The organism is Ruegeria sp. N10 (assembly GCF_056531545.1).
Genome location: NZ_JBQFLY010000008.1, coordinates 25133 through 49600, shown reverse-complemented (window position 1 = coordinate 49600; position 24468 = coordinate 25133). Strand labels below are relative to the sequence as shown.

Here is a 24468-nt window from a genome sequence, read left to right as displayed (position 1 = left end):
GGTGGATTCATGTTCCGACCGACGTTATATCGCCGCCATGCAACAGAAACGCGATATCAGTTTGCCATTTGTTAAGATGCACGGGTTGGGCAATGACTTCGTCATTGTTGATGCGCGTGCGCAGGATGCTCTGATTACCCCGGCACTGGCCCGAGGAATCGGACATCGGCATTTTGGTGTGGGATTCGATCAGCTGGCCGTAATCGAAAACGGTGCGGCTGACGCGCATCTGGTGTTCTACAATTCGGATGGATCAACTTCGGCGGCGTGTGGCAACGCCACAAGATGCATCGCGCGAATGTTGATGGATGAGACGGGCAAAACCCAACTGTCGTTGACAACCGAACGTGGAACGCTTGTTGCGCAGGACGCAGGTGATGGGCTGACCTCGGTCAATATGGGTCTTCCTCAGTTGGAATGGCACGAAATTCCGTTGGCTGAAGAGATGGACACGCTGGAACTGCCAATCGAGGGCGCCCCGACAGCGACAGGTATGGGTAATCCGCACTGCACGTTCTTTGTTGAAAACGCCGCGGCGATTCCGCTGGCCGAGTTCGGCGCCCGCTATGAACACCATCCTTTGTTTCCCGAGCGCACCAATGTGCAGGTGGCTCAGGTCGTGGGGCCGGATCATATCCGCATGCGGGTGTGGGAACGTGGCGTGGGCATCACCCTTGCATCAGGGTCGTCATCCTGTGCAACTGCTGTGGCTGCGGCGCGGCGAGGGTTGGCGGGGCGAAAGGTGCAGATTGATCTTGATGGCGGAACCCTTTGGGTTGACTGGCGCGAGGATGGCGTCTGGATGACCGGGCCAACCTGCCACGTCTTCTCGGGCACGTTGTCGCCCGAGTTTCTAGGGACACTGGGATGAACCCGCCCAAATTCGCTACATTGGGTTGCCGCCTGAACGCCTATGAAACCGAGGCGATGAAAGAGCTGTCGCAACAAGCCGGACTGACGGATGCCGTGGTGATAAACACCTGTGCCGTCACGGCTGAGGCTGTGCGCAAGGCACGGCAGGAGATCCGGAAACTTCGACGTGAAAATCCGAACGCCCGGCTGATTGTTACCGGGTGCGCTGCCCAGACAGAACCCGACACCTTCGCGCAGATGGCCGAGGTCGATGCGGTGATCGGCAACACGGAAAAGATGCGGCCAGAAACCTGGAAAGGCATGGCCGCCGACTTTATCGGCGAGACCGAGGCCGTTCAGGTCGATGACATCATGTCTGTCACCGAAACGGCCGGGCACCTGATCGACGGGTTCGGCACACGCTCACGCGCTTATGTGCAGGTCCAGAACGGGTGTGACCATCGCTGCACCTTCTGCATCATTCCCTATGGCCGGGGCAATTCGCGCAGCGTGCCTGCCGGTGTTGTGGTGGATCAGATCAAGCGGCTGGTGGATCGGGGCTATCATGAGGTGGTGCTAACCGGTGTTGACCTGACCTCATGGGGGGCCGATCTGCCTGCGCAGCCGAAACCGGGCGATCTGGTGATGCGTATTCTAAAACTGGTGCCGGACTTGGCTCGCCTGAGGATCAGTTCGATCGACTCGATCGAAGTGGACGAGAATCTGATGCAGGCCATCGCAACCGAACAACGCCTGATGCCGCATCTGCACCTGTCGCTTCAGCATGGCGACGATCTGATCCTGAAGCGCATGAAACGCCGCCACCTGCGCGACGATGCCATTCGATTTACTGAAGAGGCCCGGAAACTGCGCCCCGACATGACCTTTGGTGCCGACATCATCGCAGGTTTCCCGACCGAGACCGAAGCGCATTTCGAGAACTCGCTGAAACTGGTTACCGATTGCGATCTGACCTGGCTGCATGTTTTCCCATATTCGAAACGCGAAGGCACTCCAGCGGCTCGCATCCCGCAACAGGTGAACGGAAATGTAATCAAGGATCGCGCCGCCCGTCTGCGTGCGGCTGGGGACGTTCAGGTCAGGAAACACCTGTCAGAACAGATCGGCAAAACCCACCTAATCCTGATGGAGAACCCGCATATGGGGCGGACGGAACAATTCACCGAAGTTACGTTCAATGCACCTCAGCCCGAAGGTCAGATCGTAACCGCCCGAGCCATTGGGGCGAATGATCACAGTTTGGTTGTCTGAAGGTCCGCAGCCTCGCCATCTGCGACAAGCAATTCTTCCATGAATACGCTTATCAGCTGCGCACGCCCGTCAACCCCGGCTTTGGCATAGATCGAGGTGGTCTGCGCGCGCACGGTTCCTACGGCCCGCCCCCGGATGCGCGCGATGTTTTCGTTATCCAGCCCTTTCAGAACCAATAGACCCACGTCACGCTCGGCGGTGGTAAGTCCCCAACGGTCGAAGAACGTGTTGATGACGACGCTCATTTCACCCTGCGCGGCCTGTAGGCCAAGCTTGGTCTGTTCCACCCTTGCCAGCAGGCGTCGAAGTTCAATCATGAAAAAAACAACTCCGGCAAGCAGAACAAATGCGACAAAAGCCTCAAGACTTACATGAGAAGGCCCCTCGCCTTCCTTCAAATCCAGAGCAACGTCGCCAAGGTAAAACACCACGCAAAGTACCTGAACAACGATCATTATCGACATAAGTACAGCCCGGTGAGCGTCTGCATCGCCGGGCCGCCAATGGCTGCTGATCCATTTGATCATTTGGTTGACCAGTCCTCAGGTATATTCTTCCGCCCTGTTATCATAGCTTTTGCCAAAGCGACACCTGTTCGCCGCTGATCAATGACAACCCCGGCAACATGCAGCAGAACAGACAGCATCAGCCAGTTGAAGGCCAGTTCGTGCAGATCTTCGACCCATTCGATGCCAAAGAACCGAACCGTCCCCATCATGAACCCTGTCACACACAAAGCCAGCAGTGTCGCCCAGAGGTTATAGACCATAAGGGCCCCCAGAGGGTTGTGTGAAAGGTGCACGCTTTGGTCACCCCGCCCCATGTCGCGCAGGTGGTTGAGTGCCGAACGGGGGCTGAAAGGGAAGGCTGCAAACCTGGCAAAAGCCGGACCCGTTAACCCCCAAAGCAACCGCAACAAGACCAAAGCCAGCACGACATAGCCCACATATTCGTGGAACGCGCCCTCGGGATTGGATATCGCCGCATTGATCAGAACGCACAAGGCTACGACCCAGTGAACCAGCCGGACCAAAGGATCCCAGACCTGAACTTCGTGGGCGCCTGTGCGCCCACGATGCATCAATTCTGTTTCGGACATTCTGGTTACTGATCCTCAATCTTGACGACTTTGCCGCTTGCGGGGTCGACGTAAACCTCGGCCAGTTTACCATCCTTGACGACATAGGCTTCGATCTTGCCGTCTTCCGCCTCGATTTTGCGGACATCGAATCCCATGCCCGTCAGCGTTTGCCGAATTTCGGCCTCGGATTTTCCAAGTTCCGCATTGGGTGCAAGATCCAGCGCCAATACCGGCGTTGCAAATAGAATTGAGGCAAAAAGAATAGGAAGTTTCATTGTCGTGACTCCGTGTTTCAGACAAACGGCAATTGATCAGCCGTTGTGGCTGATGTGCGCCTGTGAAGCTGTCCAATCCATTGACCCGGCGCTTATTTCGACCAAATAAGCTCGCGCTGATGGCGGCTTGGCAAAAGAAAACCCCCGCAACCTGACGGCGCGGGGGGCTGATTTAGTAAAATCCGGTAGGACGGATCGGATCAATCTTCCTTGCGGAGTTTGCCCTTGTGCGGCGCCCATAGACGCTTGTTGACCAGGTACAGCAGCACCGACAGAACGGTCAGGAAGATCACACCGACAAAGCCTGCGTTCTTGCGGTCTGTCAGCTTTGGCTCGGCTGCCCACATCAGGAATGCGGCAACGTCCTCGGCCATATGCTCGACCGTGTTCGAGTGCCCGTCTGCGAACTCGACCTGCTCATCAGCCAGCGGAGGCGCCATCGAAATCCAGCCGCCGGGGAAGGCAGTGTTTTCATAGAGCACCGCACCCGCCTCTTCTTTTTCGTGGCCGGTGTAGCCATGCAGCAAAGACGCGATGTATTCCGGTCCACCCATGCCTTTGACCAGCTGGTTGATGCCCAGGCCATAAGGCCCATGGAATCCGGCACGGGCCTTGGCCATCAGGCTCAGGTCAGGTGCGCCGACGCCGGTATTGGCCGGGAAGTGGTCGGTGGGAATCGCCGGACGGAAATCGTCCAGCTCGGGGTCGAAGACTTCGAAGTTGCCAGCCGCGTATGCGATGACTTCTTCTTCCGAGTAACCCAGCGCTTTCAGATCGCGCAGCGGCACATATTGCAGACCGTGGCAAGCCGCGCAGACCTCGGTATAGATCTGCAGGCCGCGTTGCAGCTGATGCTGATCCCAGGTGCCGAACGGGCCTTCGAACGAGAAGGCGAAATCTTCGATATGCTGCTCACCACCACCTGCTGCAATGGAAGCAGCAGGGGTCAGGGCCAGAGCAAACGCGGCGCCGATTGCAAGTTTCTTGAACATGTTTCCGGTCCCTCTTCTTACTCGGCCGGCGTGGCGTCGGCGTCAGCCTTGCCATAATGCGCGTTGAAGTCTTCTTCGATGGTCTCGGGCTGGGCCAGAGGTTTCTCGATCACACCAAGGATCGGCAGGATCACGAAGAAATAGGCGAACCAGTAGGCCGATGCGATCAGCGAGAAGGTCGCATAGGGTTCTTCCGCAGGCATCGCACCCAGCCACATCAGGGCGAAGAAGTCGATGATCAGCAGGTAGAACCACCATTTCAACATCGGACGGTACTTGCCCGAACGCACGCTCGACGTGTCCAGCCAGGGCGCCAGCGCCATGGCCAGGATCGCACCAAACATCGCCAGAACACCGAAGAACTTGGCGTCAACGATACCACCGGTGATGAAGCTGGCGAACTGAACAACCCAGACTTCACCGGTAAAGGCACGCAGGATCGCGTAGAACGGCAGGAAGTACCATTCAGGCACGATATGTGCGGGTGTCGCCAGCGGGTTGGCTTCGATATAGTTGTCCGGGTGGCCCAGATAGTTCGGCATGAAACCGACAACGGCCCAGAACACGACCAGGATCACGGCCAGCGCGAACAGGTCCTTGATCACGAAATACGGCCAGAACGGCAGCGTGTCTTTCTTCGCCTCGTCCTTCGAGCCGCGACGCACTTCAACACCTGTGGGGTTGTTGTTGCCCGTGGTGTGGAAGGCCCAGATGTGTACCACGACCAAAGCCGCGATGATGAACGGCAGCAGGTAATGCAGCGAGAAGAAGCGGTTCAGCGTGGCGTTATCCACCGCGGGTCCGCCCAGCAGCCAGGTCTGGATCGCGTCACCCACAAACGGAATGGCACCAAACAGACCGGTGATCACAGTCGCACCCCAGAAGGACATCTGACCCCATGGCAGAACATAGCCCATGAAGGCCGTGCCCATCATCATCAGGTAGATCAGCATGCCGACGATCCACGTGATCTCGCGCGGGGCTTTGTATGAGCCATAGAACAAGCCGCGGAAGATGTGGATGTAGACCGCAACAAAGAACAGCGATGCGCCATTCATGTGCAGGTAGCGGATGAAGTAACCGCCATTTACGTTGCGCATGATGTGTTCGATGCTGGCAAATGCCATGTCGACATGCGGCGTATAGTGCATCACCAGAATGATACCGGTGACAATTTGCAGCGCCAGGCAGAACGCCAGAACGATGCCCCAGATCCACCACCAGTTCAGGTTCTTGGGGGTCGGGATCATGAGGGTGTCATACAGCAGGCCAACAATCGGCAGGCGGCTGTTCAGCCATTTCTCGCCGTTTGTCTTCGGCTCGTAATGATCGTGGGGAATTCCGGACATAAGTTTGGGTCTCCCTTAGCCGAGTTTGATTGTGCCGTTGTCCACCCACTCTGCGGGCGGAATGGGCAGGTTCTCAGGCGCGGGGCCTTTGCGGATACGACCGGCAAGGTCGTAGTGTGAACCGTGGCAAGGGCAGAACCAGCCACCGAAGTCGCCTGCATCACCCAGAGGCACACAGCCGAGGTGGGTGCAAACACCCATCTGGACGACCCATGCACCCGGCGCTTCGCCTTCCGGCGACGGCATCACACGGTTTGCGTCGGTCGCAGGGGCATCGGCGCTCAGGTTAAAGTTGCGGGCCAGCGGATCGGGCAGCGCATCAACACCTTCGGCGTCCTGTTTCTGAGCTTCCTGAATCTCGGCACCGGTGCGGTGACGGACAAAGACGGGTTTTCCCAACCATTTGACGGTCAGCTGCGTACCCGGCTCAACACCGCTCACATCCACACGGATCGAGGACAGCGCCTGAACGTCTGCCGATGGGTTCATTTGGTTGATCAGGGGCCATACGGCTGCACCCGTTGCAACGACACCTGCGCCGCCAGCGACGTAGTACAGGAAATCTCTGCGGGTGCCTTCGTGGTCTTCTGCGTGGGACACGAGGTTATCTCCGATTGTCTGGCGCCCGCGGACGGGCAAATAGCTCGCGCACCGCACGAATGCGGTGTCTTAACCGCGCTTACTATCGGGGAGAATAGTGTTCGTCCAGCGTTCATAAACGCGCAATACGCCGCATGTGTCGTTTCCAGCAGCTGCGGAGAGTGTTTTTTGGTGAATCTCGCGTGCGACTTTGTCGGCAACTTCGATTCATGCGTCATTGATTCGCTTTCGCACCCCGCCTTCCGCCACCCGGGTTGGGTATTTGAAGCCTGTCCTGGGTGCCGCTGATTTGCGCCCAAAAGGTCCATAATCAAGACTTCGAAACGGAGATTGTTTTCAGCAAAAACATACTCGCTAAATAGATGATTTAAATTACAAATTGCACGCGCCTCACCTGTTGCACTTTCCGCGCGAATAAAGGACAGCGCAAAAGGCGTGCGAACTCCTGCAAGGAGACCCCAATGTCAAAGATCATTCTGGCCGCTGCCTTGTGCACAATGGCCCTGCCCTCTCAGACCCTTGCCGCGGGCGACCCCGCGAAAGGTGAGGCGATATATAACCGTTGTTCTTCGTGTCATGCGATCATCAAGGATGGTGAAGTTCTGGTCAAAGGTGGAATCACCGGCCCGAATCTGTATGGCGTCGTCGGTCGCGTGGCCGGGTCCGAAAACGATTATCGCTATGGCAGCGAGCGCCTGCCGATCGGCATGTTCACGGATGACATGATCCGTGCCGGCGAAGCGGGTCTGGTCTGGACCGAGGAAAACATCGTTGCTTATGCGCAGGATCCGATCGGCTTCATCAAGGAATTTCTGGATGACGAAACTGCCCGTCCGAACATGAGCGTCAAACTCAAGACCGGTGCAGACGATATTGCCGCTTATCTGGCGACCTTCAGCCCCCAGTAAACCCGGCGCCTGATGCTGGTTAAGCCTTGTGCATCAAGGCGGCCAGCCGGGCGATTTCACTGCCAAAGCCAGAGGACACCTGATCAGCGGCGGCATTTCGCGCACCTTCAGGTTTGTTCTGACCAAGCTTCCAGGTGCCCTGAATATCTTCAACACGCATGCGGCACGGTACGATCATGCGCATCATCTTGTTCAGCGCGTCAGAGGACATTTTTCCCGTGACCCATGGGGCCTTGGGCAGCAGCCGCTTTTCGTAGAACGCCGATTGGCGGTCAAGCACGTCACGTAACTCGTCCTGCGGGCGCAGCTCAAGTTTTCCGATCAGGTGCACGGCGACATAATTCCAAGTCGGAACCTGATCTTCGACACCGTACCAATCCGGCGAAATATAAGCATCCGGCCCCTGCACCGCGATCTTTGCGCGCTGCGGTTCGTGCAGCGCACGCACGATAGGGTTCGAGCGCACCAGATGCAGGTCAGCCAGTGAACCGTCTTCGGACAGCAGAAACGGGACGTGGCTTAATAGCGGGGCCTCTTCGGCAGAGAGTGCCAGAACGCCGAACGCCCGGTCGCGGGCGAATTCAACATGCCGGGCTCGATCCTCGGCGCGAAAAGCGGGGTTAGGGTGCATGAATGTCCTCCTGTCAATTCTCTTGCAGCGTCGGACAGTTCTTGGCAAGGTCCGCCTCGTTCTCAGGGCGGGGCGGAATTCCCCACCGGCGGTATGCGGGCCACGGCCCGCAAGCCCGCGAGCGGCCCCGGCTTTCGGGGTGTCAGCAGATCTGGTGAGAGGCCAGAGCCGACGGTTACAGTCCGGATGAAAGAGAACGTGCAAGCCGCGCCGGTGAACCGGCGCGCCTGCTCGTGATCGCCTTGGGTGACGTGTCATGCCGGGCTGGCAGCGAAATGGGATCTGGTTCTCGCGACTGCCGGCAGGCCACCAAACTGAAAGGAGATCATGATGACACACACCCGCTATGCTTTTGTCAAAGCCAACTGGCATTCCGATATTGTTGACCGCGCGCTCGACGGCTTCCTCGAACTCGTCCCCTCGGAACAAGTCGATGTCTATGACGTTCCCGGCGCGTTCGAGATGCCCCTGCTGGCCCGTGATCTGGCCCGGACCGGGCGCTATGCCGCCGTCGCCTGCGCTGCCTTTGTCGTTGATGGCGGCATCTACAGGCACGACTTCGTTGCGCAGGCCGTGGTCGATGGTCTGATGCGCGCCGGGCTTGATACAGGGGTTCCTGTCCTTTCGGTCTCACTGACCCCGCACCAATATCAGGAAACTGATCATCACAATGCGATCTACCGCGACCATTTCGTACAAAAAGGGCGCGAAGCGGCTCAGGCCGCGCTGATGATCTCGGAAACCCGTGCGAAAGTCGCGCAGGCCGCCTGATCTTCATCTTTTCGAAAATACTCAAAAATGCGCCGCCCGACGGGCGGCGTTCAAACCGTCAACGGCCAAATCCGCTTGAGGCCGGGGGCCTTGCCCGCTAATCACGATCCGCAAAGGAGCACGCCCCATGTCGATGAACAGCTTTGGCCATCTTTTCCGCGTCACCACCTGGGGTGAAAGCCATGGGCCCGCCTTGGGCGCCACTGTCGACGGTTGCCCGCCGGGCGTTGCGATTGACGAGGCGATGATCCAGCACTGGCTGGACAAGCGCAAACCGGGGCAAAACAAGTTCACAACGCAGCGGCGCGAACCGGATCAGGTCAAGATCCTTTCTGGCGTGTTCGAAGGCCAAACTACAGGCACGCCCGTGCAACTGATGATCGAAAACACCGATCAGCGCTCGAAAGACTACGGCGACATCATGGACAAGTTCCGTCCGGGCCATGCCGATATCACCTACTGGCAGAAATACGGCATCCGCGATTATCGCGGGGGTGGGCGCAGTTCAGCCCGGGAAACCGCGTCGCGTGTGGCCGCGGGTGGACTGGCGCGCGAGGCCATCAAACAGATTGCGCCCAATGTGCAGATCACCGGCTACATGACCCAGATCGGTCCGCACAAGATCGACCGCTCCAAATTCGACTGGGCGCAGATTGAACAGAACCCGTTCTGGACGCCTGATGAACAGGCGGCCGGGGATTGGGCCATCTATCTGGATGATCTGCGCAAATCCGGCAACTCGGTCGGTGCCGTGGTCGAGGTTGTGGCACGCGGTGTCCCGGCAGGGCTTGGGGCGCCGATATACGCCAAGTTGGACACTGATCTTGCGGCCGCGATGATGTCGATCAACGCTGTCAAAGGCGTCGAGATCGGCGAAGGCATGGCTGCCGCCGAACTGACTGGTGAAGCCAATGCCGACGAAATCTTCATGGGTCAGGATGGCCCGCAATACAGTTCAAACCACGCAGGCGGGATTCTGGGCGGCATCTCGACCGGGCAGGACATTGTCGTGCGCTTTGCGGTCAAGCCGACCTCTTCGATCCTGACCACCCGCAAGACCATTACAAAATCCGGTGAAGAGACCGAGATCATCACAAAGGGTCGTCATGATCCCTGTGTTGGCATCCGCGCTGTCCCTGTCGGTGAGGCGATGATGGCTTGTGTCATCCTGGACCACCTACTGCTGCACCGTGGTCAGATCGGAGAAAACCGTGGACGGATCGGCTGATCTGCGCGCGCGTTTGCGTGCCGTTGTCGCGCAACGCATGGAAACTGATCCGGCCCATGACCTGGCCCATCTGGATCGTGTTTGGACCAATGCTCAGGCCATTGCAGACGCTCGGGCGGACATCCCCGTCCTGTTGGCAGCCTGTTATCTTCATGATCTGGTCAACCTACCCAAGAATGACCCGAACCGACAGTTTGCCTCACGTCAGTCAGCGGCTGAATCAGGGCCTATTCTGACAAAACTGGGCTTTTCCGACGATCAGGTTCAGGCCGCACAACATGCGATAGCGGCCCATAGCTTCTCGGCCAACATCCCACCTGAAACGCTGGAGGCCCGGATTCTGCGCGATGCGGATCGCCTTGATGCCTTGGGTGCCATCGGGATTGCGCGCACATTTTCTGTATCGGGTGCTTTGGGGCGTGTTCTCTATGATCCGGCTGATCCATTCGCAGAGGCGCGCCCGCTGGACGATCTGCGGTATTCGATTGATCACTGGAAGGTTAAGCTGTTGACCCTGCCGGACGACATGCTGACGGATGCAGGCAAGCAGATCGCGCAAGCAAGGGCAGGCCGGATGTTTCAGTTCCTTGAGGCTTTTGCAGCGGAAATCGGCGCATCGATACCGAACTCGTGGACCATCACCTGATCCACCCCGTTGATCTTTTTTCTACAAAGGCGCAGGGTCGCGCCGATGACAAAACCCTTAACATCGCATCGACCTTTGCTGGCTGTGGCGCTGAAGCTTGGCGCGCTGTTCCTGTTCACGTCGATGTCAGCCTTAGTCAAAGCCTTATCTGACGAATTCCCACCGGGCCAATTGGTGTTCTTCCGGTCCCTATTTGCTATTCCGGTCATCATTCTGTGGCTGATCGCGCGCCGAGAGCTGGCGCAAGGCTTTGTCGTCAAGAAACCCATGGGTCATTTCTGGCGCGGTGTTCTGGGGACCAGCGCCATGGGGTTGACATTCACTGGCCTTAGCCTGTTGCCTCTGCCCGAAGTTACCGCAATCGGTTATGCCACCCCGATTTTCACCCTGATTTTGGCCGCAGTGATGCTGGGCGAGCGCATCCGCATGATTCGCATCGGTGCCGTGGCACTTGGGCTGCTGGGCGTGATGATCATGATCTGGCCCAGGCTTGGCAGCACTCAGATGGAAACGGCTGCAACTATCGGAGCTCTGTGCGTACTGGGCGCGACTTTTGCCCGGGCCTTTGTGCAGATCCACATCCGCCAACTGGTCAAGGTCGATCACCCTGCTGCAATCGTGTTCTATTTCTCGCTGACCGCGACGTTGCTTTCGGCCCTGACGGCGATCTGGGGATGGACAATGCCAACTCTGACTCAGGCTCTAATACTGATCACCATGGGGTTAATTGGCGGAGTTGCGCAGATTTTGGTCACGTCCTCGTATCGCTTTGGACAGGCATCGATGCTGGCACCTTATGACTATGCAACAATGCTCTTTGCGATTGTGATAGGTTATTTCGTGTTTGATGAATTGCCTACCGTTGCGATCCTGATCGGGGCCGCATTGGTGATCGCAGGCAATGTTGTTGTGATCTGGCGCGAACACCAGCTGGGGCTTGAGCGTGGCAAGGCGCGTTCTGTCACAGACCCCAAAGCGTGACTTTACCTTTTGCATTCTTTCCCTAGGTTGGGCCGGACAATCAATGAGGTTCCCCAATGAGCGACGCGCAGGATCACAAGGAAAAGATGCAAAAGGTGCAGGCCCAGCACCGCAAGAAAGTGTCCGAGGCCGTCGACCCCGAACGCGGCCTTGTTCTGATCAATACCGGCAAGGGCAAAGGCAAGTCATCTGCGGCCTTTGGCGTTGTTATCCGCGCGCTTGGTTGGGGTCAGAAGGTCGCCGTGGTGCAGTTCATCAAGGGCAAGTGGAAAACCGGCGAGCGCCGTTTCTTCGAAGAACGTGATCTGGTCACCTGGCACACGATGGGCGAGGGGTTTACCTGGGATACACAAGACCGCGAGCGCGACATTGCAGCTGCCAATGCCGCCTTCGACAAGGCTTGCGCCCTTATGGCAAGTGGCGAATACGATCTGGTGGTTCTGGACGAGATCAACATCGCGCTTCGCTATGAATATCTCTCGGTCGAGCAGGTGATAGACGGGCTGAACGCGCGTTCGGACAAGACGAGTGTGTTCCTGACAGGCCGCGACGCACCGCAGGCGCTGCGTGATTATGCAGATCTGGTCACCGAGATGACCGAAGAAAAGCATCCGTTCCAGGCGGGAATCAAGGCCCAGCGCGGGGTGGATTTCTGAACCTTGCAATAGCGCAGCCCGTATTGCTGCGCAGTTATCCTCTGCCGCTTAGCACAGTTTCAAAGATATATCGCAACGACTTGCGTTGACGGACGGTGCCTTGTGCCCGGGCTTCTTCTGCGGTTGCGGTGTCCCGGTTCTGGCGATCAGCATAGGCACAATAGTCGCCTTCGCAACAGTTGCACCCGCACGCAACTAGCGCATCATGTCGGGCCATGATTTCGTCAAGCGTGTCTGTCATCTGTGACCTCACCCCGCACTGGGATAAATCTGATGAATTCAGTCAGCTTTTTCAAGTAAATTCACCCGACCGGTCGATACACTTCTCTGCTCTGAGCCGCCGATTTCTAAAACAGGCAGCTCAGCTTTTTTGGCAGTATTTGGACAAAGTTGCCAATGCAGAGGCACAGCGCTCAGGCAGCGACTTCCTGCTCGGGCGCGCTGAGCGAGATGACGAGAACCACGGCCGCACCGTTCAGCCAGTAGAACGCCGCATCCAATCCTGAAAACCCCAGTACACTAGGTGCAAACAGAAAGGTGATGCCGACAATAAGGTCCACGGCCAAGTGAAATTTGTAGGGTAGAACGCGCCAAATTCCCAAATGATGGTCGGTCAGAACCGTCAGGACAAAGGCGGCGACGCCAGTGACAACCGAAAGCCACAGCGCCAGCGGGTTGGACTGACCCAATCCCAGCAGGAATGGCAGTGTCATCAGGGCAATGGCAACCGGGTAGTCCAGATACGCGTGGACAGTGCGGGTAACGAAACGCAGGGACATAAGATTTTCCTCTTTTCAATCAGTGATGAAAGAAAGATAGAAAGCCTGACCCGAACGCTGAATTCTTGATCGTTTCAAAAATCTTGCAGATCGTACAGAATATTCGGCGTTTTAGTGCATGGACCTATATGCGGCTGGTGACAAGCCGACCTGCTTCTTGAAAACGCGGGAAAACGCGGCCTCAGAGGCATATCCAACTTCGGCTGCTGCATCTGCGACGTTCCATCGTGCCTCTGTAAGGCCATGGCACGCAATCTGCATGCGCCAGTCGGTGAGGTATTGCATCGGCGTCGTGCCCATCTTCTGGGCAAACAACTGAGAAAAGGCCGTGCGCGACATGCCGGATTCACGCGCCAGTGTCGCAACACTCCAGTCTTGCGCTGGCGCTTGGTGGAACGCCGTCAATGCGCGTGAGATGCGTGTATCCGCAAAGCCCGCAAGGGCGGTGTCCTGAGGGCTTTGCCGTTCCAGGTAGGTTCGGATCGCCTGCGCAAACAGAACTTCGGACAGCTTCAGGGCAATCAGATCGCCGCCAATACGGGCCCCGGACACTTCGGATCCGATCATGCGCAGGGTCGATTCCATCCACGATCCGGCCTCTTCGCCATAATTCTCGATCAGGATGTAGGGCGGCAGGCGGTCGATCAGCATATGCCCGGTGCCTTTTCGTCCTGCTGGGCCGGTGAATGAAAAATGACCGCAGATCAGTTGTGTGTCCCGGTCCTCGTCTGCACCGCCATAAACAAGAACGCCATCGCCCTTGTAGCCGGCAATCTCAAGAACCTGTTCCAGAGGAAGCGCATCCAGTGGCCTGACCTCGGCACACAACAACGCATGTGGCGCCCCATGAGGGATCAGGATCAGGTCTCCCTGCCGCAACCGCAACGTTTCCCCGGTGGATGAGACATGGACCTTGAGCTCACCCCGTTGAACAAAATGAAACCGCGCGACGTTTTCGAATTCCGGCACCTGAATACCAAATGGTGGTGTGAACGAGGTGCGGAAGTAGAACGTGCCTCGCAGGGACAGGCGGGTGAGAATATCGCTAAGTAGATCCAACATGTGTTGAAGATACGGGAACTGATCCGATCGTCCAGATCACGGAACGCTTTGCACGACAATTTGCACAATCTGCAACAAAAACCCCGCCGAAGCGGGGTTTTGCAAGTTATTACGAGCGGACCAGCTTTTCGTAATCTTCTGCGATTTCGCGGGTCAGGTCGCCGACTTCGAAAGTGTAATCGCCGATTTGCCCGACCGGAGTGACCTCGGCCGCGGTTCCGGTCAGCCAGCACTGTTCGAAATCAGCCATTTCTTCGGGCTTGATGCGCCGCTCATGCACAGTGATGCCTTTATCCTTCAGCATCTGAATGACGGTTTGTCGGGTAATGCCGTTCAGGAAGCAATCCGCCAGCGGGGTGTGAACCTCTCCATCCTTGACGAAGAACACGTTGGCACCTGTTGCTTCGGCCACGTAACCACGCCAGTCCATGAACAGCGCGTCCGAGCATCCCTTGGCTTCGGCCTTGTGCTTGGAAATGGTGCAGATCATGTAAAGGCCCGCAGCCTTGGCGTGAACCGGGATGGTTTCCGGGCTGGGGCGTTTCCATTCGGCGATGTCCAGTTTTGCGCCCTGCATCTTGGCGTCGCCATAGTAGGCACCCCAAGGCCAGACCGCGACGGCCATCCGTACCGGGTTGCGGGCCGACGCCACGCCCATGTCTTCGCCAGACCCGCGCCAGACCAATGCGCGGACATAGGCATCCTGAAGGCCACTGGCTTTCAGGGTCTCTTCCTTGGCTGCTTCAATCTGATCGACAGAATAAGGCATCGGCATGTCCAGTGCCTCGGCGCTGGCGATAAGACGTTCGGAATGTTCGCGGCTTTTGAAGATCTTGCCGCTATAAGCGCGTTCCCCCTCGAACACGGATGAGGCATAGTGCATCGCGTGGGTCAGAATATGCACATTGGCATCGCGCCAGGGCACCAGCTTGCCATCCATCCAGATGACACCGTCACGATCATCATACCCTGCCATGCGAAACCTCCTGAACCGGGTTGAATTTCCGATTGTTGCGCTACTTAGGTCCGATGCGGACACAATGTTGCGCAAAAACTGCGATTCGATACCGCTCTGCCCTTGGAATGTCAATAACGCTGACATAAAGTCGAACCCGAGTAACGAATGAGGAATGATATGTCCGAAATCCGCCCGGCCCCGCGATATGGGGGCGAAAGCCTGTTGTTTTTGACGGATGAACAATTGCGGCAGGGGATCGAGGCCATGTTCTTCGCCTATCGCGGCTTTACCGCGGATCCCGATCGTATCCTGTCCGAAATGGCCTATGGCCGCGCCCATCACCGCGCGATCCATTTTATCAATCGCGCTCCGGGCACCACGGTGAACAACTTGCTGGCGATCCTCGGGGTTACAAAACAGTCTCTGAACAGGGTCCTTCGGACGTTGATCGAGGATGGTCTGGTGGAAAGCCGGGTCGGAACCGTGGACAAACGCGAACGGCATCTATTTCTGACGGAAAAGGGCGAAACGTTGGAGGCCACGTTGTCAGATGCGCAACGAACAAGAATGCGCGCGGCCTTCAAAGATGCCGGTCCGGAGGCCGTGGCCGGGTTTCGCAAAGTGCTTGAAGCAATGATGGATGCTGATATGCGTCATGCCTATACGAAATTGCGGGATACGACATCATGAGCGAAATAGATGCACATTTGCTGATTGTTGATGATGACGAACGCATTCGCGATCTACTCAAGAAATTCCTGATGCGAAACGGGTTTCTGGTGACGGCGGCACGGGATGCGGCCCATGCGCGGCGGGTTTTGTCGGGGTTGGATTTCGACATGATCGTCATGGATGTGATGATGCCGGGCGAAGATGGCGTCAGTCTGACCAGGTCGCTGCGTGACACTCATACGACGCCGATCCTGTTACTAACCGCCAAGGGCGAGACCGAGCATCGGATTGCAGGGCTTGAAGCCGGGGCGGATGATTATCTCGCCAAACCTTTCGAGCCGAAAGAGCTGCTACTGCGGATCAATGCGATTCTGCGCCGGATGCCGGAAACCCCGGCCGAGGAAACAGCGGCGAAGATCCTGCATCTCGGCCCCATCCGGTATGACATTGAACGCGGTGAAATGTGGCAGGGCGAAAGGCCAGTCCGCCTGACCGCGACCGAAAGCCAGCTGATGAAAATCTTTTCGGCCCAACCTGGTGAGCCAATCAGCCGCGCAAAACTGGTGGAAGATCTGGGCCGGGATAAAGGACAGGCACAGGAACGTGCGGTGGACGTGCAGATCACCCGCCTGCGCCGGAAGATCGAACAGGACCCGAAACAGCCCCGGTATCTGCAGACAGTCCGGGGCGCGGGCTATATGCTGGCGCCCGATTGAATGAGCCGCTGTGCGGCGATTTAAGCCTTCGGCGAGGATATTTTAGCCAGATGAAGATGGGATCCCGATGAAAACCGCCCTTTTGACACATGCCGATTGCCTTGGACATGTCACACCGCAAGGTCATCCGGAACAGGTGGCGCGGCTGGAGCATATCCTGCACGCGCTTGAAGGACTTGACCTGAAGCGCGTGACCGCTCCACTGGCGGCAGACGATGATTTGCTGCGTGTTCATCCCGAAAGCCATATCCGAGACATCAGATCGTCACGCCCTACTGACGGGTTTGCGCAAATCGACGGGGACACCTTCATGTCACCGGGTTCCGTGGATGCGGCCTATCGTGCGGCTGGTGCGGCGGTACGGGCCGTTGATCTGGTTTTGGGCGGTGAGGCGCCGAACGCCTTTTGTGCCATTCGCCCACCGGGGCACCACGCCGAAGCCGAGAAAGCTATGGGGTTCTGCCTGTTTGGCAATGCGGCGCTGGCTGCGAAACATGCGCTGGATTACCACGGGCTGAAGCGGGTCGCAGTGGTCGATTTCGACGTTCATCATGGCAACGGCACGCAGGACCTGCTGTGGGATGAAGATCGGGCCCTGGTAATCACGAGCCAGCAGATGCCGTTATGGCCAGGATCGGGCCGCCCGGACGAGACAGGCGCTTACGATAACGTTCTGAACATCCCGCTTGCCCCGGGCACCGGCGGGGCTGAGATGCGATCCGCCTATGAAACGCAGGCCTTTCCACGCTTGCGGGCGTTCCGGCCGGAACTGATCATCATCTCGGCCGGGTTCGATGCGCATCAGGACGACCCTCTGGCCAACCTGAACTGGTCGACCGGCGATTTTGCTTGGATCACGGCAGAGCTGTGCGGGATAGCCGATGAGGTGTGTCAGGGCCGTATCGTCTCGACTCTGGAGGGCGGGTATGATCTGAACGCACTGGCCGAGGCGGCACGCGCCCATGTGGAAGAACTGATGAAGGCAGCACGATGACCGATACCCCAGTTGAACAGATGACATTCGAGCAGGCCATGAAAGAGCTTGAGGCCGTGGTTGGCCAGCTTGAACGCGGCGATGTGGCGCTGGATCAGTCGATTGCGCTGTATGAACGCGGGGCCGCTTTGAAAAAGCGTTGCGAGGACGAGTTGAAGCGGGCCGAGGAAAAAGTGGCCGCGATCACTCTGGACGCGAATGGCCAACCGACCGGGACAACACCTGTCGAAGGTCAGTAAATGTTTCAGGAAAGACTGGCGCAGGACGCGGCGCGCCTTCAGGATCATTTTGACCTGATAATGGGCGCGCTGGACGATCTGGATGTGACACGGGCAATGGCCTACGCCACCCGGGGCGGTAAACGGCTGCGCGGGTTTCTGGTTCTGGAAAGTGCGCGTCTGCACCAAATCGACGAGTCCCGCGCGATCTGGCCCGCGACCGCGATCGAGGCCCTGCACGCCTATTCTCTGGTTCACGACGATCTGCCCTGCATGGATGACGACGACCTGCGGCGCGGACGTCCCACGGTTCACGTGAAATGGGGCGAAGGCACGGCTGTACTTGCCGGGGACGCGCTGCAGACACTGGCCTTTGAGCTGTGCACCCGGCCCGAGGTTGGAGGTGGAGACGTTCGCGCTGATCTGGCACTGACACTGGCCGGGGCAAGCGGTGCGCAAGGTATGGTTTTGGGGCAGGCGCTTGATATCGCGGCGGAAACCGCTTCTGAGCCTCTGACGCTGAATGCGATAACACGGCTTCAGGGCGGCAAAACGGGCGCTTTAATCGAATGGTCCGCCTGTGCGGGTGCGCGTCTGGCGAAAGCGGATCCAGAGCCCTTGCGCCAATATGCCCGGGCCCTTGGTCTTGCTTTTCAGATTGCAGACGACATCCTTGATGTTGAAGGTGATGCGACAAAGGCAGGCAAACGTCTTCAGAAAGATGCGGATGCGGGAAAGGCTACTTTCGTATCGCTTCTGGGTTTGGATGCTGCCAGAACCCGCGCCAGTGAACTTGTTGATCAGGCCTGTGCCGCACTGGACGGGTATGGCCCGACGGCAGAAACCTTGAAGGAAGCCGCTCGCTTCGTTATTGCCCGGGACAGCTAAGCCAGGAACGCGCCAAATGTCTGACCGCCCCAAAACGCCCCTGCTGGACCTTGTGAACCGCCCCGCTGATCTCAAGCGGTTCTCGGACGCGCAACTGCATCAGGTTGCGCAGGAATTGCGGGCCGAGACGATTTCGGCGGTTTCTGTCACCGGGGGGCATCTGGGCGCGGGTCTGGGCGTTGTGGAACTGACGACCGCGCTGCACGCAGTTTTCGACACGCCGCGCGATAAGATTATCTGGGATGTTGGCCATCAGTGCTATCCGCATAAAATCCTGACCGAACGGCGCGACCGCATTCGCACGTTGCGTATGAAAGACGGCCTGAGCGGTTTCACCAAGCGCAGCGAAAGCCCCTATGACCCGTTTGGCGCCGCGCATTCCAGCACCTCGATCAGTGCTGCACTGGGTTTTGCCGTGGCGCGTGATCTGGGCGGTGTAACCCCTGAAGGGTTGGGCGACGCCATTGCCGTGATCGGTGATGGATCGATGTCCGCAGGCATGGCCTTTGAGGCGATGAATAACGCAGGTCACCTGAAGAAACGCCTGATCGTCATTCTGAATGACAATGAGATGAGCATCGCCCCCCCTGTTGGTGCCCTGTCCAGCTATCTGTCCCGAATCTACGCCGAGGCACCATTCCACGATCTGAAAGCCGCCGCAAAGGGCGCTGTTTCACTTTTGCCAGAACCGTTCCGCGAAGGGGCCAAACGCGCCAAGGAAATGCTGAAAGGCATGGCCGTGGGCGGAACCCTGTTCGAAGAGCTCGGGTTTTCCTATCTCGGGCCTATTGATGGGCATGACCTGGATCAGCTGTTGCCGGTTCTGCGCACCGTCAAGGCGCGGGCAACCGGGCCGATCCTGATCCACGTCTTGACCAAGAAGGGCAAAGGGTACGCACCAGCCGAACAGGCCCGCGACAAAGGCCACGCGACAGCCAAATTCGATGTGGTTACGGGCGAGCAGAAAAAGGCCCCTTCAAACGCGCCTTCTTACACGTCTGTCTTTGGCAAGGCGCTGGTGGATGCGGCCGCGCGCGATGATAAGATCGTTGCGGTGACTGCCGCGATGCCAGATGGTACCGGATTGGGCCTGTTTGCCGAACGGTACCCGTCGCGCTGTTTCGATGTGGCGATTGCCGAGCAGCACGGCGTGACCTTCTCGGCTGCGCTGGCGGCAGGGGGGATGAAGCCATTCTGCGCCATGTATTCGACCTTTCTGCAGCGGGGGTACGACCAGGTTGTGCATGACGTTGCAATCCAGCGCTTGCCCGTTCGGTTTGCCATTGACCGCGCAGGTTTGGTGGGGGCTGACGGTGCCACCCATGCCGGGTCGTTCGATATTGCCTATTTGGCCAATCTGCCGGGCATGGTCGTCATGGCCGCCGCGGATGAGGCGGAATTGATGCACATGGTGGCAACCGCTGTCGCGCATGATGAAGGGCCGATTGCCTTCCGCTATCCGCGCGGCGAAGGTGTCGGAGTGGACTTGCCCGAACGCGGTGAGGTACTGGAGATCGGCAAAGGCCGCATGATCCGGAAAGGCGCGCGCGTCGCACTTTTGTCTTTTGGCACGCGGCTGGCTGAAGTTCAGAAAGCAGCCGAGTCTCTGACCGCCAAAGGCATTAGCCCAACCATCGCCGACGCCCGCTTTGCCAAGCCGCTGGATCGCGATCTGATCCTGGACCTGGCTGCAGATCATGAGGCGTTGATCACCATCGAAGAAGGCGCTGTTGGCGGGTTTGGCAGCCATGTGGCACAGCTTCTGGCGGATGAGGGTGTTTTTGATCGGGGCTTGAAATACCGCTCGATGGTCTTGCCTGACATCTTCATCGATCAGGCCGGCCCCGCGGACATGTATGCCGTTGCGGGTATGAATGCCGAGCAGATCGAAGCCAGGGTGCTGGATGTTCTGGGCGTAACCTCGATCAGTGAAAAGCGCGCGTAATACCGGTGCTGCCTTACCCTTCTTTGGTTTTGCCGCTTACCAAAAGCAGGAGGCGATAGGCGACCCAGAACCAAGCGGGTATACATAGCGACACGAGGACCCTTTATTGCGGTTTATCTTGTCATGACAGAATCGCCGCTGTTTCAAAGATGATTTGAAGCGATAAGACACCGATTCAGACATCACCAGCTCATTAGGCGGCTGCTTCCATATTTTCTTTGGGAAGAAATGGTGCCCAGGAGAGGACTCGAACCTCCACGTCCATACGGACACTAGCACCTGAAGCTAGCGCGTCTACCAATTCCGCCACCTGGGCAGGTGTCGTGGAGCGGCGTTTAAGCTGACTGGCGGGGGGCGTCAACCGGATTCTGAATGAATTTTGAAAGTTTTTTAAGTTCGGTTTTCGAACTGAAGTTTTGGCCTGAATATTTCATGACCGGCGCGGCGAATTAGTGCCTTGTTTGGCTGGCCTGCGGGCGTTAGTTCTAGGGCGCAATTTCTCAGCAGGAGCCCTCTCATGTCGAAACTGGTGACGATTTATGGCGGATCGGGATTTGTCGGTCGCTACATCGCGCGGCGCATGGCGAGAGAGGGGTGGCGTGTGCGGGTGGCTGTACGACGCCCGAACGAAGCCATGTTCGTGAAACCCTACGGCGCCGTGGGACAGGTTGAGCCTGTGCTGTGCAATATCCGCGATGACGCCTCGGTCGCGCTGGCAATGCAGAGCGCCGATGTCGTGGTGAACTGTGTGGGTGTGCTTAATGAACTGGGCAAGAACGCGTTTGATGCCGTTCAGACCGAAGGGGTCGAGCGTATTGCGCGCTTGGCCGCACAGCAGGGCATTGGTCGAATGGTGCATATCTCGGCTATTGGTGCAGATGCAAACGCGGCCAGCGATTATGCCCGGACCAAAGCGCTGGGCGAGGCGGGTGTGCTGAAGCACATGCCGGATGCGGTGATCCTTCGCCCATCTGTGATCTTCGGTACCGAGGATCAGTTCTTTAACCGATTTGCCGGGATGACTCGCATGGGTCCGTTCCTGCCGGTGGTTGGTGCTGAGACCAAATTCCAACCCGTCTACGTGGACGACGTGGCCCAGGCAGCGGTCAAAGGTATTCTGGGGCAGGCTGAGCCGGGCGTGTACGAGCTTGGCGGGCCGGAAGTGAAAACCTTCCGCGCCCTGATGCAACAGATGCTTGAAGTGATCCACCGGCGGCGCATCATTGTCGGTCTGCCGTTCTTTGCTGCCCGGATTATGGCGGGCGTGCTGGATATTGCGAAATTCGTCAGCTTCCAGCTGTTCCCGAACAACATTCTGACCCGCGACCAGGTCAGGAATCTGCGTCATGACAACGTGGTATCTGACGGGGCCAAGTCCTTTGCGGATCTTGGCATTGCGCCGACCACTCTGGAATCGGTGCTGCCGGAATATCTTTGGAAATTCCGCCCATCGGGGCAGTATGACGACATTCAGAACTCGGCGAAAAACCTGCGTATCTGATCAGCTGTAGGCCATGAACAACAATGCCGCGCCCAGTATGACGCGGTAGATCACATAGGGCGTGAAGCTGACACTGCGCAGCAGTCGCATCATAAGGCTAAGCGCCAGAAGTGCCGAGACAAAAGCAAATGCCGCGGCAATGGCCCCGTCCCGTGCCAGTTGCGCATCAGCGTCGCGTATCACATCCAGTGTCAGCAGTGTGCCTGAGGCCAGAATGGTTGGGATTGACATAAGCATGGCAATCCGTGCGCCGTCTGCTCGGGTATAGCCCAGTTGACGTGCTCCTGTAATGGTGATCCCGGATCGCGATGTTCCGGGGATCAGCGCAAGAACCTGCCACAGCCCCATGATGAAAGCATCGCGCACACCCCAATCAGACGCCCCTTTCGTCTGGGGGCCTTTCTGGTCAATCCAATAAAGCAGCAGGCCAAAGCCCAGCATTGTCCATCCGATTACAGCGATCGAACGCATGGCCTCGCTTAACCCGGTCAGATGCAGGATCAGACCTGCAATCACGGTTGGAATTGTTGCAATGATGAGGCCCAGAGCCAAACGGGCCTGCGGCGTATCTGTCCGGCCGGTCAAGGCGCGCGGCAACCCGGCAAGGGCCTGCTTCACATCCGTCCAGAAATACAGAACGACCGCTCCGAGGGTTCCAACGTGCACCGCGATGTCTATGGCTTGACCCTGATCCTGAAGGCCTGACAAATTCGGCAGCAGGATCAGGTGACCCGAAGACGAAATGGGCAAAAACTCAGTTATTCCCTGAATGATTGCCACGAGAATCAGGTGGAAGAGACTCATCTGCCCTGCCGTGCTGTCGCCACGATTTTCTTGTTGTGTATGGCTATAAGGGCAGTGGGGAAAAGGAAAGCCTTCATATAGGTCCGGATCGTACCTAAAGTTCCCTCCATTATTTGCCGATTTCGAGCGGGAGAGCGAAAAATTCTCATATTAGGTCAGCATATATGACTTTTCATCCGTTTGCGCATCGCATAAAGAAATCGAACCAAGCCAATTCATGGAGTCTGACCCGTGGCCAAGCAACCGATGCTGAAATTTGTGCAGATCGACCGCGTCATGCCGGAAAAGCGTGCCGCCAATGACCGCAGAGAAGACTTTAACGAGATCTATGCAGAATTCGCTGCCGAGAAAGCAGCAGAACAGGCCAGCCGTTGCAGTCAATGCGGTGTGCCTTACTGCCAATCGCACTGCCCGGTGCATAACAACATTCCCGACTGGTTGCGGCTGACTGCAACCGGACGATTGGAAGAAGCTTACGAAACCAGCCAGGCGACAAACACCTTCCCCGAGATTTGCGGCCGCATCTGCCCGCAGGACCGTTTGTGCGAAGGAAATTGCGTGATCGAACAATCCGGTCATGGAACAGTTACCATCGGAACGATCGAAAAGTACATTACCGACACGGCGTGGGAAAAAGGCTGGGTCAAGCCAGTGGTCCCTGCGGCAGAGCGCCGTGAAAGCGTCGGCATCATCGGTGGTGGGCCGGGCGGTCTTGCCGCGGCAGACATGCTGCGTCGGGCCGGTATTCAGGTCACGGTTTATGACCGCTACGACCGTGCGGGTGGGTTGCTGATGTATGGCATTCCGGGCTTCAAGCTTGAAAAAGAAGTCGTCCAGCGGCGCAACGACCTGTTGGCTGACGGCGGTGTCGAGTTCGTTTTGAACTGCGACGTGGACGCTGCCAAATTCGCGGAAATTCACGCCAAGCATGACGCGGTCATCATCGCGACGGGCGTTTACAAGTCGCGGGATCTGTCCATGCCGGGCAGTGGTCTTGCCGGGATCGAGAAGGCAATCGATTTCCTGACCGCATCAAACCGAAAAAGCTTTGGTGATGCTGTTGAGGATTTCGACAACGGACGGCTGAATGCCGAGGGCAAGAAGGTTGTCGTGATCGGTGGTGGTGACACCGCGATGGATTGTGTGCGCACATCGATCCGCCAGGGCGCGACGTCAGTCAAATGCCTGTACCGTCGTGACCGGGCTAACATGCCGGGTTCGCAGCGCGAGACACAGAATGCCGAGGAAGAAGGCGTGGTATTCGAATGGCTCAGTGCACCCAAGGGGTTCACGGGCGACGACAAGGTTTCCGGCGTGATGGTGCAGAAAATGCGCCTGGGGCAACCCGATGCATCCGGTCGCCAGGCCCCCGAAGTGATCGAAGGCGCGGATTATGTCGAGGACGCCGATCTGGTGATCAAGGCATTGGGGTTTGAGCCCGAAGACCTGCCAACGCTGTTCGGGCAGCCCGACTTGCCCGTCACCCGATGGGGAACGGTCCGGGCAGCATTCCAGACCGGGGAAACCGAAATGGAAGGTGTGTACGCAATTGGCGACATCGTGCGCGGTGCTTCGCTGGTTGTATGGGCGATCCGTGACGGGCGCGACTGCGCCGACGCGATCATCGACCGGTTTAATGCCAAGACTGCCGTCGCAGCGGAATAACCCCAGCTTTCAGGAGGGTTCGAA

Annotated in this window: 28 protein-coding genes, 1 tRNA gene and 1 riboswitch; of the genes, 16 read left to right on the top strand and 13 right to left on the bottom strand. The window is 57.8% G+C overall.

The window, feature by feature from the left end:
• Positions 1–37: 37 nt before the first annotated feature.
• Together dapF and mtaB are read left to right on the top strand one after the other, a co-directional pair.
• Entirely contained in the window at positions 38–871 is an 834-nt protein-coding gene (gene dapF, locus ACR0JI_RS12400) for a diaminopimelate epimerase (RefSeq protein WP_480474553.1), read from the top strand.
• Complete coding sequence (gene mtaB, locus ACR0JI_RS12395) at positions 868–2124, top strand: tRNA (N(6)-L-threonylcarbamoyladenosine(37)-C(2))-methylthiotransferase MtaB (protein WP_480474554.1); 1257 nt, start codon at positions 868–870, stop codon at positions 2122–2124. Before dapF ends, mtaB begins: the two co-directional genes overlap by 4 nt.
• Here the strand turns inward: mtaB and ACR0JI_RS12390 are convergent.
• The 6 genes from ACR0JI_RS12390 to petA all read right to left on the bottom strand — a co-directional run bounded on the left by ACR0JI_RS12390 (position 2106) and on the right by petA (position 6421).
• The gene (locus ACR0JI_RS12390; protein ID WP_480474556.1) at positions 2106–2651 is read right to left on the bottom strand and encodes a helix-turn-helix transcriptional regulator; all 546 of its coding nucleotides are present in this window, start codon (positions 2649–2651) and stop codon (positions 2106–2108) included. The two genes, mtaB and ACR0JI_RS12390, sit on opposite strands and share 19 nt — an antisense overlap.
• Positions 2648–3223, bottom strand: coding sequence for a cytochrome b/b6 domain-containing protein (locus ACR0JI_RS12385; protein ID WP_480474557.1), 576 nt, complete (start codon positions 3221–3223; stop codon positions 2648–2650). The genes ACR0JI_RS12390 and ACR0JI_RS12385 overlap by 4 nt, the downstream gene beginning before the upstream one ends.
• Positions 3224–3228: 5 nt before the next feature.
• The gene (locus ACR0JI_RS12380) at positions 3229–3480 is read right to left on the bottom strand and encodes a PepSY domain-containing protein (protein WP_480474559.1); all 252 of its coding nucleotides are present in this window, start codon (positions 3478–3480) and stop codon (positions 3229–3231) included.
• 200 nt (positions 3481–3680) lie between these two features.
• Positions 3681–4472 (bottom strand): cytochrome c1, encoded by a 792-nt coding sequence (locus ACR0JI_RS12375; protein WP_480474560.1) that lies wholly within the window; start codon positions 4470–4472, stop codon positions 3681–3683.
• 17 nt (positions 4473–4489) lie between these two features.
• Positions 4490–5821, bottom strand: a complete 1332-nt coding sequence (petB, locus tag ACR0JI_RS12370) for a cytochrome b (protein WP_267363184.1) — start codon at positions 5819–5821, stop codon at positions 4490–4492.
• A gap of 15 nt (positions 5822–5836) precedes the next feature.
• A complete protein-coding gene (gene petA, locus ACR0JI_RS12365; protein ID WP_267363183.1) occupies positions 5837–6421 on the bottom strand; it encodes a ubiquinol-cytochrome c reductase iron-sulfur subunit in 585 nt (194 codons plus the stop codon).
• A gap of 461 nt (positions 6422–6882) precedes the next feature.
• On the opposite strand from petA, the gene ACR0JI_RS12360 reads away from it, so the two are divergent.
• Positions 6883–7329 (top strand): c-type cytochrome, encoded by a 447-nt coding sequence (locus ACR0JI_RS12360; RefSeq protein WP_480482769.1) that lies wholly within the window; start codon positions 6883–6885, stop codon positions 7327–7329.
• A gap of 19 nt (positions 7330–7348) precedes the next feature.
• On the opposite strand, the gene ACR0JI_RS12355 is transcribed toward ACR0JI_RS12360, so the two are convergent.
• Complete coding sequence (locus tag ACR0JI_RS12355; RefSeq protein ID WP_480494936.1) at positions 7349–7960, bottom strand: FMN-binding negative transcriptional regulator; 612 nt, start codon at positions 7958–7960, stop codon at positions 7349–7351.
• A 54-nt stretch (positions 7961–8014) separates the two neighbouring features.
• Positions 8015–8162: riboswitch (FMN riboswitch) on the top strand.
• Between the two features lie 128 nt (positions 8163–8290).
• Between ACR0JI_RS12355 and ACR0JI_RS12350 the strand changes: the two genes are divergently transcribed.
• The 5 genes from ACR0JI_RS12350 (at position 8291) to cobO (ending at position 12242) form a co-directional block, all read left to right on the top strand.
• Positions 8291–8731, top strand: coding sequence for a 6,7-dimethyl-8-ribityllumazine synthase (locus ACR0JI_RS12350; RefSeq protein ID WP_480494934.1), 441 nt, complete (start codon positions 8291–8293; stop codon positions 8729–8731).
• A 127-nt stretch (positions 8732–8858) separates the two neighbouring features.
• The gene (gene aroC / locus ACR0JI_RS12345) at positions 8859–9959 is read left to right on the top strand and encodes a chorismate synthase (protein ID WP_480474567.1); all 1101 of its coding nucleotides are present in this window, start codon (positions 8859–8861) and stop codon (positions 9957–9959) included.
• Positions 9943–10605: an HD domain-containing protein gene (locus tag ACR0JI_RS12340; RefSeq protein ID WP_480494933.1), complete on the top strand. Its 663-nt coding sequence runs from the start codon at positions 9943–9945 to the stop codon at positions 10603–10605. The genes aroC and ACR0JI_RS12340 overlap by 17 nt, the downstream gene beginning before the upstream one ends.
• A gap of 45 nt (positions 10606–10650) precedes the next feature.
• Entirely contained in the window at positions 10651–11586 is a 936-nt protein-coding gene (locus tag ACR0JI_RS12335; RefSeq protein ID WP_480474571.1) for a DMT family transporter, read from the top strand.
• A 56-nt stretch (positions 11587–11642) separates the two neighbouring features.
• Positions 11643–12242 (top strand): cob(I)yrinic acid a,c-diamide adenosyltransferase, encoded by a 600-nt coding sequence (gene cobO, locus ACR0JI_RS12330; RefSeq protein WP_480474573.1) that lies wholly within the window; start codon positions 11643–11645, stop codon positions 12240–12242.
• 34 nt (positions 12243–12276) lie between these two features.
• Here the strand turns inward: cobO and ACR0JI_RS12325 are convergent, their stop codons facing one another.
• From ACR0JI_RS12325 to ACR0JI_RS12310, 4 genes are all read right to left on the bottom strand, one after another.
• On the bottom strand, positions 12277–12483 hold the full coding sequence (locus tag ACR0JI_RS12325; RefSeq protein ID WP_480474574.1) for a hypothetical protein: 207 nt from the start codon (positions 12481–12483) through the stop codon (positions 12277–12279).
• A gap of 172 nt (positions 12484–12655) precedes the next feature.
• Complete coding sequence (locus ACR0JI_RS12320; protein WP_480474576.1) at positions 12656–13021, bottom strand: SPW repeat domain-containing protein; 366 nt, start codon at positions 13019–13021, stop codon at positions 12656–12658.
• A gap of 111 nt (positions 13022–13132) precedes the next feature.
• Positions 13133–14083, bottom strand: coding sequence for an AraC family transcriptional regulator (locus tag ACR0JI_RS12315; RefSeq protein ID WP_209598922.1), 951 nt, complete (start codon positions 14081–14083; stop codon positions 13133–13135).
• Positions 14084–14192: 109 nt separating this feature from the next.
• Complete coding sequence (locus ACR0JI_RS12310; protein ID WP_480474578.1) at positions 14193–15059, bottom strand: branched-chain amino acid aminotransferase; 867 nt, start codon at positions 15057–15059, stop codon at positions 14193–14195.
• Positions 15060–15218: 159 nt separating this feature from the next.
• Between ACR0JI_RS12310 and ACR0JI_RS12305 the strand changes: the two genes are divergently transcribed.
• The 6 genes from ACR0JI_RS12305 (at position 15219) to dxs (ending at position 20474) form a co-directional block, all read left to right on the top strand.
• Positions 15219–15731: a MarR family winged helix-turn-helix transcriptional regulator gene (locus tag ACR0JI_RS12305; protein ID WP_480474579.1), complete on the top strand. Its 513-nt coding sequence runs from the start codon at positions 15219–15221 to the stop codon at positions 15729–15731.
• A complete protein-coding gene (locus tag ACR0JI_RS12300; RefSeq protein WP_480474581.1) occupies positions 15728–16429 on the top strand; it encodes a response regulator in 702 nt (233 codons plus the stop codon). Before ACR0JI_RS12305 ends, ACR0JI_RS12300 begins: the two co-directional genes overlap by 4 nt.
• A 67-nt stretch (positions 16430–16496) precedes the next feature.
• The gene (locus tag ACR0JI_RS12295) at positions 16497–17423 is read left to right on the top strand and encodes a histone deacetylase family protein (RefSeq protein WP_480474583.1); all 927 of its coding nucleotides are present in this window, start codon (positions 16497–16499) and stop codon (positions 17421–17423) included.
• Entirely contained in the window at positions 17420–17662 is a 243-nt protein-coding gene (locus ACR0JI_RS12290; protein ID WP_120634800.1) for an exodeoxyribonuclease VII small subunit, read from the top strand. The genes ACR0JI_RS12295 and ACR0JI_RS12290 overlap by 4 nt, the downstream gene beginning before the upstream one ends.
• On the top strand, positions 17663–18529 hold the full coding sequence (locus ACR0JI_RS12285) for a polyprenyl synthetase family protein (protein WP_480474585.1): 867 nt from the start codon (positions 17663–17665) through the stop codon (positions 18527–18529).
• Between the two features lie 16 nt (positions 18530–18545).
• A complete protein-coding gene (gene dxs / locus ACR0JI_RS12280; protein WP_480494931.1) occupies positions 18546–20474 on the top strand; it encodes a 1-deoxy-D-xylulose-5-phosphate synthase in 1929 nt (642 codons plus the stop codon).
• A 229-nt stretch (positions 20475–20703) separates the two neighbouring features.
• Here the strand turns inward: dxs and ACR0JI_RS12275 are convergent.
• Positions 20704–20790, bottom strand: a tRNA-Leu gene (locus ACR0JI_RS12275).
• 201 nt (positions 20791–20991) lie between these two features.
• On the opposite strand from ACR0JI_RS12275, the gene ACR0JI_RS12270 reads away from it, so the two are divergent.
• Entirely contained in the window at positions 20992–21975 is a 984-nt protein-coding gene (locus tag ACR0JI_RS12270; RefSeq protein ID WP_480474589.1) for a complex I NDUFA9 subunit family protein, read from the top strand.
• Here ACR0JI_RS12270 and ACR0JI_RS12265 read toward each other — a convergent pair whose 3' ends face one another.
• Positions 21976–22779, bottom strand: a complete 804-nt coding sequence (locus ACR0JI_RS12265) for an undecaprenyl-diphosphate phosphatase (RefSeq protein WP_480494928.1) — start codon at positions 22777–22779, stop codon at positions 21976–21978.
• A gap of 231 nt (positions 22780–23010) precedes the next feature.
• Here ACR0JI_RS12265 and ACR0JI_RS12260 point away from each other — a divergent pair, with 231 nt between their 5' ends.
• Positions 23011–24444, top strand: a complete 1434-nt coding sequence (locus ACR0JI_RS12260) for an NAD(P)-dependent oxidoreductase (protein WP_480474593.1) — start codon at positions 23011–23013, stop codon at positions 24442–24444.
• Positions 24445–24468 lie beyond the last annotated feature (24 nt).

Coding starts and splice junctions, on each gene's coding strand:
- dapF (WP_480474553.1), top strand. CDS start 38: ATGCAACAGAAACGCGATATCAGTTTGCCATTTGTTAAGATGCACGGG.
- mtaB (WP_480474554.1), top strand. CDS start 868: ATGAACCCGCCCAAATTCGCTACATTGGGTTGCCGCCTGAACGCCTAT.
- ACR0JI_RS12390 (WP_480474556.1), bottom strand. CDS start 2,651: ATGATCAAATGGATCAGCAGCCATTGGCGGCCCGGCGATGCAGACGCT.
- ACR0JI_RS12385 (WP_480474557.1), bottom strand. CDS start 3,223: ATGTCCGAAACAGAATTGATGCATCGTGGGCGCACAGGCGCCCACGAA.
- ACR0JI_RS12380 (WP_480474559.1), bottom strand. CDS start 3,480: ATGAAACTTCCTATTCTTTTTGCCTCAATTCTATTTGCAACGCCGGTA.
- ACR0JI_RS12375 (WP_480474560.1), bottom strand. CDS start 4,472: ATGTTCAAGAAACTTGCAATCGGCGCCGCGTTTGCTCTGGCCCTGACC.
- petB (WP_267363184.1), bottom strand. CDS start 5,821: ATGTCCGGAATTCCCCACGATCATTACGAGCCGAAGACAAACGGCGAG.
- ACR0JI_RS12360 (WP_480482769.1), top strand. CDS start 6,883: ATGTCAAAGATCATTCTGGCCGCTGCCTTGTGCACAATGGCCCTGCCC.
- ACR0JI_RS12355 (WP_480494936.1), bottom strand. CDS start 7,960: ATGCACCCTAACCCCGCTTTTCGCGCCGAGGATCGAGCCCGGCATGTT.
- ACR0JI_RS12350 (WP_480494934.1), top strand. CDS start 8,291: ATGACACACACCCGCTATGCTTTTGTCAAAGCCAACTGGCATTCCGAT.
- aroC (WP_480474567.1), top strand. CDS start 8,859: ATGTCGATGAACAGCTTTGGCCATCTTTTCCGCGTCACCACCTGGGGT.
- ACR0JI_RS12335 (WP_480474571.1), top strand. CDS start 10,651: ATGACAAAACCCTTAACATCGCATCGACCTTTGCTGGCTGTGGCGCTG.
- cobO (WP_480474573.1), top strand. CDS start 11,643: ATGAGCGACGCGCAGGATCACAAGGAAAAGATGCAAAAGGTGCAGGCC.
- ACR0JI_RS12325 (WP_480474574.1), bottom strand. CDS start 12,483: ATGACAGACACGCTTGACGAAATCATGGCCCGACATGATGCGCTAGTT.
- ACR0JI_RS12320 (WP_480474576.1), bottom strand. CDS start 13,021: ATGTCCCTGCGTTTCGTTACCCGCACTGTCCACGCGTATCTGGACTAC.
- ACR0JI_RS12315 (WP_209598922.1), bottom strand. CDS start 14,083: ATGTTGGATCTACTTAGCGATATTCTCACCCGCCTGTCCCTGCGAGGC.
- ACR0JI_RS12310 (WP_480474578.1), bottom strand. CDS start 15,059: ATGGCAGGGTATGATGATCGTGACGGTGTCATCTGGATGGATGGCAAG.
- ACR0JI_RS12305 (WP_480474579.1), top strand. CDS start 15,219: ATGTCCGAAATCCGCCCGGCCCCGCGATATGGGGGCGAAAGCCTGTTG.
- ACR0JI_RS12300 (WP_480474581.1), top strand. CDS start 15,728: ATGAGCGAAATAGATGCACATTTGCTGATTGTTGATGATGACGAACGC.
- ACR0JI_RS12295 (WP_480474583.1), top strand. CDS start 16,497: ATGAAAACCGCCCTTTTGACACATGCCGATTGCCTTGGACATGTCACA.
- ACR0JI_RS12290 (WP_120634800.1), top strand. CDS start 17,420: ATGACCGATACCCCAGTTGAACAGATGACATTCGAGCAGGCCATGAAA.
- ACR0JI_RS12285 (WP_480474585.1), top strand. CDS start 17,663: ATGTTTCAGGAAAGACTGGCGCAGGACGCGGCGCGCCTTCAGGATCAT.
- dxs (WP_480494931.1), top strand. CDS start 18,546: ATGTCTGACCGCCCCAAAACGCCCCTGCTGGACCTTGTGAACCGCCCC.
- ACR0JI_RS12270 (WP_480474589.1), top strand. CDS start 20,992: ATGTCGAAACTGGTGACGATTTATGGCGGATCGGGATTTGTCGGTCGC.
- ACR0JI_RS12265 (WP_480494928.1), bottom strand. CDS start 22,779: ATGAGTCTCTTCCACCTGATTCTCGTGGCAATCATTCAGGGAATAACT.